This is a genomic window from Streptomyces alfalfae, assembly GCF_004127445.1.
GTDB lineage: Bacteria > Actinomycetota > Actinomycetes > Streptomycetales > Streptomycetaceae > Streptomyces > Streptomyces alfalfae.
The window spans coordinates 249,828-263,088 of the sequence record NZ_QEXM01000015.1 but is presented as its reverse complement, the minus strand read 5'-3'; the positions used below and the strand labels follow the sequence as shown (position 1 = coordinate 263,088).

Below are 13,261 nucleotides of genomic sequence, written 5' to 3'. Positions count from 1 at the left end.
CAGACCGCAGGAGTGCACCCCATGGCAGAGCGCAAGCCCATCGAATCGTGGCTCACGGACATGGACGGCGTGCTGATCCACGAGGGCGTCCCGATCCCGGGTGCCGACGCCTTCATCAAGAAGCTGCGTGAGTCCGGCAGGCCCTTCCTCGTGCTCACCAACAACTCCATCTACACCGCGCGCGACCTCCAGGCCCGGCTGAACCGCATGGGCCTCGACGTGCCCGTGGAGAACATCTGGACCTCCGCGCTCGCCACCGCGAAGTTCCTGGAGGACCAGCGCCCCGGCGGCACCGCCTACGTCATCGGCGAGGCGGGCCTGACCACCGCGCTGCACGACATCGGGTACGTCCTGACCGACCACGACCCCGACTACGTGGTCCTCGGCGAGACCCGCACCTACTCCTTCGAGGCCATGACCAAGGCCGTGCGCCTCATCAACGGCGGGGCCCGCTTCATCTGCACCAACCCCGACGAGACCGGGCCCTCCACCGAGGGGCCGCTGCCCGCCACGGGCGCCGTCGCCGCGCTGATCACCAAGGCGACCGGCAAGAAGCCGTACTTCGCCGGCAAGCCGAACCCCCTGATGATGCGCACCGGGCTCAACGCCATCGGCGCGCACTCCGAGACCAGCGCCATGATCGGCGACCGCATGGACACCGACGTCCTGGCCGGGCTCGAGGCCGGGATGGAGACGTTCCTCGTCCTCACCGGACTGACGTCCCGCGACGGCATCGACCAGTACCCCTTCCGGCCCTCCACCGTCGTGGACTCCATCGCCGACCTCGTCGACCGGATCTAGGAACGCGGCCGGGCACGACCCGTTTGCCACACACCGGTGGGCGGTGGCGCGCACCGCGCGTGAACCTCGGAGCAGGAGGTTCACGATGTGCATAGGTCCCATAGCTCTGCGCGCCGCCCCCGCGGCCGTGGCCCTGGCCATGGTGCTGCCGGGCGGCGCGGCCCGGGCCCACGACCAGGACTCCGTACGGGCCGAGGTGGCCCCGGCGAGCGCCGCGCCCGGCGCCACCGTGGAGGTGAGCGTCTCGGGGTGCGAGGGCACGACGGGGTCGGCGGGGTCCGGGGCCTTCGAGGAGGACGCCGCGCTCACCGGGCCCGGCGACGGCTCCCGGACGCTGACCGGCGGCGCCAGGATCAGACAGGGCCTGACGGGCACGTTCGAACTGACCGTCATCTGCGACGGCCACCCGCACCAGGGCGTGGGCAAGGTCGGCGTGGCGGACCACGACCCGGCGCCAAAGGCCCCGGCCAAGGCCGGGGGCGGCGGCGCCGGCAGGATCACGGCGCACACCTCCGACGACGCGGACGACGCCTCGGAGGCGGGGCCCGGCGCCCGGCACGCCGTGGTCGGCCTGGTCCTCGCCGGTGCGGCGGCCGTCGCCGTGGCCTTCCGCAGCGTCCGACGGCGCCGCCCCGAGTGACGGGCGGACGTGACCATGTCCGGTGACGCACCCCCAGCCGGGCGCGGGCGCCTCCTCACCGGGGTCGCCTGGGCGGTGCTCCTCGCGGGCCTCGGCTTGGGCGGCAGCGGCCTCTCCGCGCTGGGCGGCGGCCTCGTCGCACCCGCCACGGGCGACGTGGCGGCGGTCGGCCGCCCCCTCGGCGTCGAACTGCCGCGCGGCCACGCGCCGCTGGCCCCGGCCCGGCCGCACCGCGTCGACGTGCCGGCCCTCGGCATCGAGGCCCCGGTGAGCGCCCGCGGCCTCGACCCCGACGGCGCCATCGACCCGCCGCCCTTCGAGGAGGCCGACACCGTCGGCTGGTACGGCGGCGGCACCCGCCCCGGCACCCCCGGCGTGGCCCTCTTCGTCGGCCACGTCGACACGAGGACCAGGCCCGCGGTCTTCTACGACCTCAGCGCGGTGCGCCCGGGACAGAAGATCAGGGTGGCCCGCGACGACGGCACGACCGCGGAGTTCACGGTCGACGACGTCGAGGTCGTCACCCGCGAACGCTTCGACGCGGCGCGGGCCTACGGCCCCCGCGAGGAGGACCGCGCGGAGCTGCGCCTGATCACCTGCGGCGGCGCCTTCGACAGGGCCGCCCACACGTACACGGCCAACGTGATCGTCTCGGCGTACCTGACGGGGGTGCGCCGCTAGGCCGTCCTCGCCGGGGGCGGCGGCCCGCTCGCACCCTCCGTCACTCCGGTATCACCGCAGGTGGCACCCGTTGCCGGCGTCCTCGGTAACAGCTCTTCCACAGGGCCTCACGCCGGACGGACGGGCCTCGTGGGCAGGGGAGGCGTATGTCAGGATTGAGTCACCGACAGTGCACCCAAGGGGGAGTGGATGTACCGCAAAGGCACCGGCCGCGGACGCGTTTTCGCGGCCAGGGGGGTGAGGACGGGAGCGGCGCTGGTGGGGGCCGCGCTGCTTCTTTCCGCGTGCTCCTCCTCCGACGACGACCCGGGCAGCGCCTCGGGCGCGCCGGTCGAACAGCAGCCCAAGGGCAAGGACCCGTACTGGGTCAACCCGGAGGGGAACGCGGCCAAGCAGGTCGCCGCCTACGAGAAGGACGGCAAGAAGGAAGACGCCGCGCTGATAAGGAAGATCGCCGAGCAGCCCGTCGCCGAGTGGATCGTCCCGGAGAACGCGGAGGAGCAGGCCCGCGGCTTCACCGAGGCCGCGGCCGAGGCCGATCGTGACGCCCTGCTCGTCCTCTACAACATCCCGCACCGCGACTGCGGCCAGTACTCCGGTGGCGGCGCGGCCGACGGCAACGCCTACCGGGCCTTCATCGACCAGGTGGCCAAGGGCATCGGCGACCGCAGGGCCACCGTCATCCTGGAGCCGGACGCCGTGCTCCACATGGTCGACAACTGCACGCCGGAGCAGTTCCACGAGGAGCGCTACGACCTCCTCAAGGGCGCCATCGGCAAGCTCAAGTCCCTGAAGAACACCAAGGTGTACCTGGACGCGGGCAACGCGGGCTGGAAGAACCCGGACTCGCTCTGGGAGCCCCTGAAGTGGTCGGGCGTCGAGCAGGCCGACGGCTTCTCGGTGAACGTCTCCAACTTCCAGACGACCGGGGCGAGCGCCGAGTTCGGCAAGAAGCTGTCGGCGAAGATCGGCGGGAAGCCGTTCGTCATCGACACGGCGCGCAACGGCAACGGCCCCTACACCAAGGGCAAGGACCCCTGGTGCAACCCGCCGGGCCGCGCGCTGGGTGAGGTGCCCACGACGAAGACCTCCGACCCGCTCATCGACGCGTACCTGTGGGTCAAGCGGCCCGGTGAGTCCGACGGCACGTGCAGGGGCGGGCCGAAGGCAGGCGAGTGGTGGCCCGAGTACGCACTGGGCCTGGCCAAGGCCGCCGACTAGGGGCGCGGGGAACCGCGCGAGCGACCACGCAAGAGCCGCAGACGCCTCTGCCGGAGATCCACGCGGAGGCGTCTGCGGCTTTTCGCGGGCCGAGCGCGCGCCCCCCCGGGGGGCGTTGTCTACGGCACGTGGACCCACTGGGCCTTGCTCGGCGTGCCCTGGTCGTCCGTGACGAAGAGCATGTACCAGCCGGTCTCCACCAGGCTGCGGTTCTTCGGGACGGTGACCGTGACCTTGCCGGGCGACTTCTTCAGGTCGAGCGCGATCGACGTCTGGTCGATGTCCGTGACGTGCGTGGAGGCGCTCGGCTTGATGAGCCGCGCCGACTTGATGGCGGAGGAGTGCTTCGTCGGGAAGGTCCCGCTGCCGCCCCGCTCGATGTTCCTCGGGCCCTTGCCCAGCGTGGGCCGCGAGCCGTGGTACAGGTACGGCGGCGTGTAGATCTCGATGCGCTGCTCGAACACGCCGGGCTTCGTGTTGGCCTTGTCGGCGTAGAGCGAGTCGGAGCCGAAGAACATCACGCGCCCGTCGGGCAGCAGGATCGACCCCGAGTGGTAGTTGCGGCCCACCTCCGGGTCGGCGACCCGCCGCATCTCGCCGGTCCCGGCGTCGTAGATGCGGGCCTGGTGGATGTTGGAGTCGCTGCGCCCGCGGTAGTCCTCGGAACCGCCGGAGATCAGCACGGTGTCGTCCGGCAGCGTCGATATCTGCGGGTAGCGCGTGCCCTTCTCCAACTCGGGGCCGTCCACGAACCTGGGGTCGTCCGCCTTCAGGTCGACGATCCGGGTCTTGTCGCTCGACTCCTTGGACTCGCCGACACCGCCGCCGCCGACCACCATGTACTTCTGGTCCTGGGCGGGCGGCAGCTCCACCGTGCCCGAGGTCTCCATCAACTCGGGGTCGCTCAGGCCCGGGATGCCCTTCCACTTGTTGGTCTCCAGGTCCCAGATGCCGGGCTTGCGGCCGACGTCGTCGGGGCCGTAGCCCGCGTTCGACCCGGAGTAGAAGAGCTTGCCGTCGGTCATCTGGAAGATCGCCGGGTAGGTCGGGAACTGCCGGATGCCCTTGGTGTACCTCCACTTCTTGGTCTTCGGGTCGTACACCTCGTTCTTGCCGGGGACGAGCTGGCCGATCTCGTCCAGGCCGGAGGTGGAGAGGACCTTGCCGTCGCTGAGCGTGGTCAGCGTGGGGTACCAGCGCGCCTCGTTCATCGGGTCGACCTTGATGTACCGCTCGGCCACCGGGTCGAACTCGAAGGTGTCCTTGATCCCCTGGAAGTCCTTCTTGTCCAGGGCGAGCTTCTGCGCCATGCCGTAGACGTTGCGGGTGTCGGAGCCCTTCAGGCCCTGGACGCGGTAGTTGTCCTGGGTGCCCGTCTCGTACTTGGCGCCGCTCTTGGCCGCCTCGACGTAGACCCGGCCGAGGCCGGGCTCGGTCCGCAGGAACCTGCCGGTCTGCTTGTCGAAGACCTTCTTCGCCTTCTCGACGAGGATGTTGTCCGCGGAGACGAAGGTCTTGCCGTTCTTCTTGCCGGTGAACTTCGTCCCCGCAGGGATCGTCTTCGGCTCGTCCGGGTCCTCGTTGTGGACGATCATCAGACCGCCGGCCTTGGTGATGTCGCCCTTCAGCTTCTCGTAGCGCTGCGTGCCGCCCGCGATGAGCAGGTTGCCGTTGCCGAGCTGGGTGTGGCCGGTGCAGAACAGGTCGGTGGGCGTCGGGATCTTCTTGACAGTCCCCTTGACCGGGTCCCAGAGCCGGGTGTCGAACTTCTTCGCGTCGAAGTTCTTCTGGTTGTTGCCCGACCCCGCGACGAGCAGCACCTTGCCGGTGTGCAGCAGGGCCGCGTGGATCGTGTTCTGCCGGTACTCCTCGGGGAAGTCCACGATCTCCCAGTGGCCGTTGTCCGCCTTGTACTCCGGCTGGTTGATCTTGTAGTCGTGGTACTTCTCCGAGCCCACGCGCCACAGCCACGGGCCGTTCATGCCTGCCAGCGCGACGACGACCGCCGCGCCTATCGCGATGCGGCGGGCACGGCGGCGGCTGGAACGGTCTGTCATTTCTTACGTCCCCCAAGGGAAATCTGCATGGTCTGGTCGTGCGATGCCCAGGTCGGCTTCTGCTGGGGCGCGTGCGGGGCGGCGTGCCGTCCGCCCGCGGGGGCCGGCTGCTGGGCCTGGGGCAGGGGCGCCGTGGCGTCGCGCGGCAGAGCGGCGGCCGGACCCGACCCGGACGGCGGCCCCGCAGGGCCCGCTCCGGCGCCGGCCTTGCGCTTCTTCTTCTCCTGCCGCATGCCCCAGCGCCACGCGAAGATCGGCGCCGCCGTGATCAGGAGGGCGAACGTGGCCCAGGTGATCATCGCGGGGTGCGCGTGCCCGTACACGAAGGAGGCGGCCATCGAGGCGCCGAAGACCAGAATGAAGAACAGGTGGATGCGGAAGGTCCCGGACAGCGTGTCCGGGCTCGCCGAATCGCCCTTGGGGGTCACCACGAACTTGCTCTTGCGGCGCAGGGCCGCGTCGAGGAGTGAGCGCGCGTAGATCGGCGCCGAGAGGGCCGACATCACCATGCCCGCCACACCGCCGGAGCCCTCGGGCTCGTGCGGGGAGACGTTGTGCCGCCGGTTCCAGATGTAGAGGCCGATCTGCAGCGCCGAGGCGTTGCCGTACAGCATCAGCCAGATGGTCGGGTCGATGTTCACGCCGGACGCGCCGAGGCCCAGGAACAGCGCGCAGCTCAGCGCGGCCAGGATCCAGTTCATGGCGGACATCGGGTAGAAGATGACCATCATCGTGTAGTTGAAGAGGCGGCCGGGCGGCAGCGAGAACGGCGCCTTCCAGAACTGCTTGAGGATCGTCTCGTACGTCCCCCGCGACCAGCGCAGCTGCTGGGTGAAGAAGTCCGTCCAGGCGTTGGGGCCCTCACCGACCGCGAGGACGTCGGGGGTGTAGACCGACTTCCACTTCTTGCCGGTCGCCGGGTTGGTGGCGCGGTGGATCTCGAAGCCCGTCGCCATGTCCTCGGTGATCGAGTCGTACAGGCCGCCGATCTGCTTCAGGGCCTTGATGCGCACCGCGTTGGAGGTGCCGACGAACATCGGGGCGCCGTAGGCGTTGCCCGCCCGCTGGATCAGCGCGTGGAAGAGGAACTGCTGCGACTCGGCGGCCTTGGTGACGAAGTTGTCGTAGTTGCCGTACACCTGGGGGCCGATGACGAAGCCGACGTTCTCGTCGCGGAAGAACCCGAGCATCCGCTCCAGGTAGTTCGGCATCGGGATGTGGTCGGTGTCGACGGAGGCGAAGTAGTCGTAGTCGTCGCCGTGCGCGTCGAGCCAGGCGTTGTAGTTGCCGTGCTTGGTCTTGGCACGGTGCGGGCCCTTCGTCATGTTCCACTTCGCCACGCCCTTGCGGGAGAAGTGGTGCACGCCGAGCCGCCGGCAGACCTCCTTGACCTCCGGGTCGTCACCCTCGTCGAGGAGCCAGACGTGCATCGTGCCGCGGTGCCGGATCTTGACCGCGGCCTCAAGGGTCTTCGTCACCATCCCGATCGGCTCCTTGCCGGGCACGAAGGAGGTGAGGAAGGCGACTCGGGTGCCGGTCTCGGGCACCACGGGTATCGGGTCGCGGGCGACGAGCGTCGCGTGCGCGTTGGAGAGGACGTTCATGCAGCGGAAGAACTCGATCAGGCCGATCGATATGAGCATGACGACGTCGAGCACCGGCAGCCAGTCGTTGGCCACGTAGTCGCGCTTCGTCCAGTGCTCGGGCTGCAGCAGCCAGCCCAGCAGGACCAGCGAGAGCAGCGGGGCCGCGCCCAGCATCAGCGCGGCCCGTATCTTGTGCGGCTCCTGCGAGAGCAGCGAGCGGTACTTCACCTTGTACGGCTTGCTCGGGTCGGGACGGGTCAGCGGCCCGGCGAGCCGGCTGTAGTGCTCGTAGTCGTACCGCGGCAGGGTTCTCTTGATTCTCCGGAACCCGCCCGTCCGCTGTGAGACGGTCCTGAGCTGGGTCGTTTCTGACGGGTCGTTCTGCCGCGCGCCCGTCGGCGTCGACGTCATGAGTCATCCCCCCGCACGCGGTCCCCCGCGCGTTCGTTGGTCCTTCCGCCGACGCGGGTCCCCTCCGACCCCCATCGACGCATCAGTGGCAGGCCACCGTCCCCTTAGACATGGAACGACAACCTTCCGGTTGCATGATGCCCCCCTAGGCATCGCGACACGAACGGGACCCCCATCCCTGCCTTGTCGCGCGGACCGGCGAGCCCCCGAGCGCCCCGAATCGTCCGCCTCATGAAAGCCAGTGGCTCTCGAACAGGGTTCTACGCCCCAAGGCATGATCGCAAGAGCGATACAAGGGGTTTACCGGTCATACGAGCGATGTGAGTGCTCTGCTGGGACAGGTGTGCCCAGGCGGGTGCGGATGTTGCCGAAGTGCTCCCTTATGGCCTGTTCCGCCCGCAGGGCGTCCCCCGAGCGGACGGCCTCCAGGATCTCCCGGTGCTGCCGGCAGGTGACCTTCGGGTCCTGCGGCACGTCCACCAGATCCGTGCGGACCTTGTGGAAGGCGTCCCAGAACGCCTCCAGGACCTCACCGAGCAGCAGGTTTCCCAGCCCGCGGTAGAGCGTGGCGTGAAAAGCGCGGTCGGTCTCGGCGCGCACGCCGCCCTCCGCGCCGGCGGCCTCGGCCTCCATGCGCGCCACCAGGGCGTCGAGTTCGGCGAGGTCGGCCTCCGGGACCCGGCCCGCGAGGCGCGCGATCAGGCCGGTCTCGACGGCTTCGCGCAGCTCCAGGAGCTGGAGCAGGCTGTCCTCGCCGCGGTAGTGGCCCGCGACCGTGCGGAAGGCGAGGCCTTCGATCATCGGGGCGACCGACATGGGGCCGACATAGGTGCCGAAGCCATGGCGGATCTCCACGATGCCCATCGCCTGGAGCGCCTTGAGCGCCTCCCGTACGGAGTTCCTGCTGACCCCGAGGCGCTCCATCAGCTCCGGCTCGGTGGGCAGCGAGGCCCCGGAGGGCAGCCTGGAATCGATGATGAGCTTCTTGATCCGCTCCTGGATGTCGCGCGCCATGGCGCAACCGTAGCGGTAGGCGTACGGGGGGCGGCTCGTCCGCGGCGGTGGATCGGCTCGCCGCGCCTACGACGAAGGCCCTCCGTGTGAACGGAGGGCCTTCGCTGTCTGTGCGCCGCCAGGGACTCGAACCCCGGACCCGCTGATTAAGAGTCAGCTGCTCTAACCAACTGAGCTAGCGGCGCCTGCTGACCTGGAGAACTCTACCGGATGCGCGGGGGTGCCCCGAACCATGGACGCGGCCGGGGGCGCCGGGCGGTCCCTTCCGTCATTCGGGCCGTCGACATGCGACATTTGTCCTGAGTTGCGACACTGGCGCACGTGCGGATGCGCGAGCAGTCTTCGTCGAGGTCCAGCGCTGATCAATCGCGGGCGGCTCCGGAATCCGGGTGGGCCGTGGCCGGTGGGGTGGATGAGATCGAGGCACGTATGAGGCGGAGGCACGGATGAGCGCGACGGCGGCTTCACAGTCCCAGTCCCCGGCGGTCGAGGCCCCCGAGGGCCTGGTCCCGGACCCCGCCGCGGAGGGACGGCCCCCGCGAGCCGCACACGCGACGGTCCCGCCCGCCGCACCGGCCCTGCCTGCCGATCACGTCCCGTCTGTCACCCAGGCCCTGCCTACCGCTCACGTCCCGTCTGTCGCCCAGGCACAGCCTGCCGATCACGTCCCGGCTGCCGCGCACGTCCCGTCTGTCGCCCAGGCACAGCCTGCCGATCACGTCCCGGCTGCCGCGCACGTCCCGCCTGTCACGCAGAACCTGCCTGTCACCCAGGTCACCCACGCCCCGCACCCCCCGAGACCGCAAGGCGTGCGGGTGATCCACAGTGAGGCGACCACCGAGATCCCGCTGCACCTTCTCTTCCGGGACGCCGCGGAGGCCGCCGGCGCGGCGGGCGCCTCCCCGCCGGCCGCCGTGGGACGGCGCGGGCGGAGAGACGGTGAGCACCCCCGGACCGCGCGGCACCCCGGGGCCGCCCCCGCGGCGCCGATCGCGCGGACCGTGCCCGAGGTCGACGTGGCGGTCGTCGAGCGGCGGGGCCGCGTGCTGCCCGGCCTCGCCGGAGTGCTCGGCGGTTGCGCCGGCGTCGCCGGGTGCGGGCTCTCGCTGTGGTGGGCCGGGGTCCTGCCCGACCCCGTGCTGCGTGTGACGGGGCTGCCCGGGGGCGCGGGCGCCGGACTCGGGGCCAGGCAGTGGGCCTCGCTCGCGGGCTCCGGGGCGCTCGGCCTCTTCGGCTTCGGCGGCCTGGCGCGGGGGAGGGCCGGCGGCGCCTGGGTGCTCAGCCTCTTCGGCCGCTACCGCGGCACCGTCCGCCGCACCGGCCTCCTCTGGGTGAACCCCCTGCTGCTCCGCCGCCGCGTGGACGTGCGTCTGCGGCACTGGCGGAGTGAGCCGATGCCGGTGGTGGACCGCTGCGGGGTCGCGCTGCGCGTCGTCGTCCTCGTGGTGTGGCGGGTCAGGGACCCCGCGCGGGCGACGCTCTCGGTCGCGGACCACGAGCAGTACCTGCGGGAGTGCGTGGAGGCCACCACCGCCCGGGTCCTCTCACGGCTGCCCGCCGACGCCTTCCAGGAGGACGGCCAGACCCTGCGGGACGCCGACGCGGTCGGCTCCACGCTGACCCGGGCGCTCGCGGCCGACACCGACGCGGTCGGCGTGCAGATCTTCTCGGCGCAGCCGACCCGTATCGAGTACGCGCCCGAGGTGGCGGACGCGATGCGGCGCCGCAGGGTCGCCGCGCTCGACGCCCGGCACCGCGACTCCGTGCTGACCTCGGTGGTCGACTCGGTCGAGGACACCGTGACGCGGCTCGCCACCCGCGGTCTCGTGCTCGACGAAGGCGAACGCAAGGCCCTGGTCAAGGACCTGACGGTGGCGTTCTGCACGGGCCGCGGAGAGCAGAAGTAGGCGCCCGCCCCGACCGCCGCTTCCGGTGGCGCCGCGCCGCTGCCTGGCGCCGCCCCTCGGCGACGCCGCCCCGGCCGCCCCGTCCGCGCTGATGCGGACGGGGCGTTTCCGTGGGACGGATCAGACCTGTCATTGGTATGGACATGTTCAACTACCGGCCATAATCTGAACTTGGTCTAGACCGCAGCGCGCGCACGTCCCACGGAACGTCCCCCGGAACTCCCCACGTTCGGTCAGGAGCGGCACATGCGTAACAAGAAGATGTACGCGGCGTTGGTGGGCCTCGGCACGGTGGGCGCGTTCGCGCTCTCCGCCGGCGGCGCCAGCAGCCACGGCTACACGGACCTGCCGGCCAGCCGGCAGATCAACTGCGCCAAGGGCGTGGTCAAGAACTGCGGGAACATCCAGTGGGAACCGCAGAGCGTCGAGGGACTCAAGGGCTTCCCGGCCGCGGGTCCCGCCGACGGCAAGATCTGCTCGGCGGGCGTGGGCGGCTTCAGCCAGCTCGACTCGCCCAAGGCGCCGAACGGCAGCGCCTGGCCGACCACCCAGGTCAGCGGCGGGCAGAACTACACCTTCCGCTGGCAGTTCACCGCGCGCCACCGCACCACGGACTTCAAGTACTTCATCACCAAGCAGGGCTGGGACGAGAGCAAGCCGGTGACCAGGGCGGCCCTGGACACCACGCCGTTCCTCACCGTCCCGTACAACAGCCAGCAGCCGCCCGCGACCCTCTCGCACAGCGGCAACATCCCCGGCGGGCGCAGCGGTCACCACGTGATCGTCGCGGTCTGGACGGTCGCGGACACGGCCAACGCGTTCTACGCCTGCTCCGACGTCCGCTTCTAGGCGCCCCCTGCGCCGGACAGCTCGCGCGGGCGCCGCGCACGTCGTGCCTTCCCCTCGCACGCGGCGTGTGCGACGCCCGCGCGTACCGACGCGGGACGCCCCCCGGCAGGGCCGCCTACCGTAGGGCCATGCCAAGAGACCACGTCTGGGGGCGGCTTCGACCGCGCGGATATCTGGTGAGCGGCGCCCCGTGGCGCGGCGCCGGGTACCTGGCGGGCGGGGCCCTCCTCGGCGCCGCCGTGCTGCTCGTCGGGGTCGCCCTCACGGCCGTCGGCGCCGCACTCACCCTTGTGCTCGTCGGCATCCCCCTGCTCGGCGCGCTCGCCTTCTGCGGGGTGCCCCTCGCCGCCCTGGAGCGCCGCCGGCTCCGGATGGTCGACCCCGCCCCGGCCCCCAGCCCGCACCGCACCCCCGACACCCCCGGCATCAACGCCTGGTTCCGGCTCCGCGTCACGGAGCAGGCCACCTGGCGAGAGCTCGCCTACGCCGTGCTGCTCGCCCTCGTCCTGTGGCCGCTGGACCTCGCCGTCCTGGCCTGCGCGGTCGCCCTCCCCGCGCTGCTGCTCATCGCCCCCGCCCACCTGGCGGCCGCCGGCGGCCCCGCCCACGGCGTCCGCCCCGCGAAGCTGTGGCTCGTGGAGTCCTACCCGGCGGCCTGCGGCACCGCCCTGCTCGGCCTCGTCGCCCTGCTGGCGCTCGCCTACCCGCTGGGCGCGTACGCCGCGGCGCGGGCCGCGTTCGCCCGGCTCCTGCTGGCCCCCCGCGACACGGAACTCGCCGCCAGCCTCGCCGAGGTCACCCGCTCACGGGCCCGGCTGGTCGACGCCTTCGAGGCGGAGCGACGCCGCATCGAGCGTGACCTGCACGACGGGGCCCAGCAACGCCTCGTCGCGCTGACCATGGGCCTAGGGCTCGCGCGGCTCGACGCCGAACCCGGCACCCCGCTCGCCGAACGGCTCGCCACCGCCCACGACGAGGCGGGCCGGGTCCTGACCGAGCTGCGCGAGCTGATCCGCGGCATCCACCCGCAGGTCCTCACCGACTACGGCCTCGCCACCGCCATCGAGGACGCGGCGGACCGCTCCCCGGTGCCCGTGGACACGGCCGGGACCGAGCTGCCCCGGCTGCCCGAAGCCGTCGAGTCCGCCGGGTACTTCGCGGTCCGCGAGGCGCTGGCCAACGTCGGCAAGCACAGCGGCGCGGACAGCGCCCGTGTCACCGCCGTCCACACCGGCGAAGTCCTCCGCATCGACGTGCGCGACGACGGCCGCGGCGGCGCCGACCCCGCGCACGGCACGGGCCTCACCGGACTCGCCGACCGCCTCGCCGTACTCGATGGCACACTGACGGTCACCAGCCCGCCCGGCGGCCCGACCGTCCTGTCCGTGGAGATCCCGTGCCGAGCCGAAGCCTGAGAGTCGTACTCGCCGAGGACAGCGTGCTGTTGCGGGAAGGACTCATCGGCGTGCTCGGCCGCTTCGGGCACGAGACGGTGGCGGCGGTCGGCGACGCGGAGGCGCTGCGGGACGCCGTGTCGGCGTACGACCCGGACATCGTGGTGACCGACGTGCGGATGCCGCCCGGGTTCCAGGACGAGGGACTGCGCGCGGCGGTCGCGCTCAGGACGGAGCGGCCGGCGCTGCCGGTGCTCGTGCTGAGCCAGTACGTGCAGCGGACGTACGCGGCGGAGCTCCTGGACACGGGGGACGGCACGGGCGTCGGCTATCTGCTCAAGGACCGCGTCGGCCAGGTCGAGCAGTTCGTCGAGGGACTGACGCGGGTGGCCGACGGCGGGACGGTCGTCGACCCGGAGGTCGTACGGCAGTTGCTGCGGCGCCGACGCGACCCGCTGGCCCAGCTCACCCCGCGCGAGCGCGAGGTGCTCGGCCTGGTCGCCGAGGGCAAGTCGAACGCGGCGATAGCCGCCGGGCTCGTCGTCTCCGAGGCCGCCGTGGGCAAGCACATCGGCAACATCCTCGCCAAGCTCGACCTGCCGCAGGGGGACGGCACCCACCGCAGGGTGCTCGCGGTCCTGGCGTATCTGCGCGGGTGAGAGCGCCCGCGCCGGGCCGCCGGGTGAGGGAACGGCGCCGA

At 71.6% G+C, this 13,261-nt stretch carries 11 protein-coding genes and 1 tRNA gene; 8 read left to right on the top strand and 4 right to left on the bottom strand.

The features are described 5' to 3' along the window. Positions 1-21 precede the first annotated feature (21 nt). The 4 genes from DCW30_RS06255 to DCW30_RS06240 all read left to right on the top strand — a co-directional run bounded on the left by DCW30_RS06255 (position 22) and on the right by DCW30_RS06240 (position 3,343). Positions 22-801 (top strand): HAD-IIA family hydrolase, encoded by a 780-nt coding sequence (locus DCW30_RS06255; RefSeq protein WP_062779153.1) that lies wholly within the window; start codon positions 22-24, stop codon positions 799-801. Positions 802-886: 85 nt separating this feature from the next. Further along, positions 887-1,441: a hypothetical protein gene (locus DCW30_RS06250; RefSeq protein ID WP_076686006.1), complete on the top strand. Its 555-nt coding sequence runs from the start codon at positions 887-889 to the stop codon at positions 1,439-1,441. A gap of 15 nt (positions 1,442-1,456) precedes the next feature. Further along, the gene (locus tag DCW30_RS06245; protein WP_076686007.1) at positions 1,457-2,122 is read left to right on the top strand and encodes a class F sortase; all 666 of its coding nucleotides are present in this window, start codon (positions 1,457-1,459) and stop codon (positions 2,120-2,122) included. A 189-nt stretch (positions 2,123-2,311) separates the two neighbouring features. Next, positions 2,312-3,343, top strand: a complete 1,032-nt coding sequence (locus DCW30_RS06240) for a glycoside hydrolase family 6 protein (protein WP_076686009.1) — start codon at positions 2,312-2,314, stop codon at positions 3,341-3,343. A gap of 119 nt (positions 3,344-3,462) precedes the next feature. Here DCW30_RS06240 and glxA read toward each other — a convergent pair whose 3' ends face one another. The 4 genes from glxA to DCW30_RS06220 form a co-directional block, all read right to left on the bottom strand. Continuing rightward, positions 3,463-5,400, bottom strand: a complete 1,938-nt coding sequence (glxA, locus tag DCW30_RS06235; RefSeq protein WP_076686011.1) for a radical copper oxidase GlxA — start codon at positions 5,398-5,400, stop codon at positions 3,463-3,465. Further along, positions 5,397-7,397: a glycosyltransferase family 2 protein gene (locus DCW30_RS06230; protein WP_076686013.1), complete on the bottom strand. Its 2,001-nt coding sequence runs from the start codon at positions 7,395-7,397 to the stop codon at positions 5,397-5,399. Before DCW30_RS06230 ends, glxA begins: the two co-directional genes overlap by 4 nt. A gap of 300 nt (positions 7,398-7,697) precedes the next feature. After that, complete coding sequence (locus DCW30_RS06225; protein WP_076686015.1) at positions 7,698-8,411, bottom strand: FadR/GntR family transcriptional regulator; 714 nt, start codon at positions 8,409-8,411, stop codon at positions 7,698-7,700. A 111-nt stretch (positions 8,412-8,522) separates the two neighbouring features. Then, positions 8,523-8,596, bottom strand: a tRNA-Lys gene (locus tag DCW30_RS06220). Positions 8,597-9,220: 624 nt separating this feature from the next. On the opposite strand from DCW30_RS06220, the gene DCW30_RS06215 reads away from it, so the two are divergent. The 4 genes from DCW30_RS06215 to DCW30_RS06200 all read left to right on the top strand — a co-directional run bounded on the left by DCW30_RS06215 (position 9,221) and on the right by DCW30_RS06200 (position 13,220). Further along, positions 9,221-10,318 (top strand): SPFH domain-containing protein, encoded by a 1,098-nt coding sequence (locus DCW30_RS06215; RefSeq protein ID WP_422125968.1) that lies wholly within the window; start codon positions 9,221-9,223, stop codon positions 10,316-10,318. Positions 10,319-10,564: 246 nt separating this feature from the next. Continuing rightward, positions 10,565-11,167, top strand: a complete 603-nt coding sequence (locus tag DCW30_RS06210; RefSeq protein ID WP_062779128.1) for a lytic polysaccharide monooxygenase auxiliary activity family 9 protein — start codon at positions 10,565-10,567, stop codon at positions 11,165-11,167. A gap of 128 nt (positions 11,168-11,295) precedes the next feature. Continuing rightward, a complete protein-coding gene (locus DCW30_RS06205) occupies positions 11,296-12,582 on the top strand; it encodes a sensor histidine kinase (RefSeq protein ID WP_079250120.1) in 1,287 nt (428 codons plus the stop codon). Next, the gene (locus DCW30_RS06200; protein ID WP_076686016.1) at positions 12,564-13,220 is read left to right on the top strand and encodes a LuxR C-terminal-related transcriptional regulator; all 657 of its coding nucleotides are present in this window, start codon (positions 12,564-12,566) and stop codon (positions 13,218-13,220) included. The genes DCW30_RS06205 and DCW30_RS06200 overlap by 19 nt, the downstream gene beginning before the upstream one ends. Positions 13,221-13,261 lie beyond the last annotated feature (41 nt).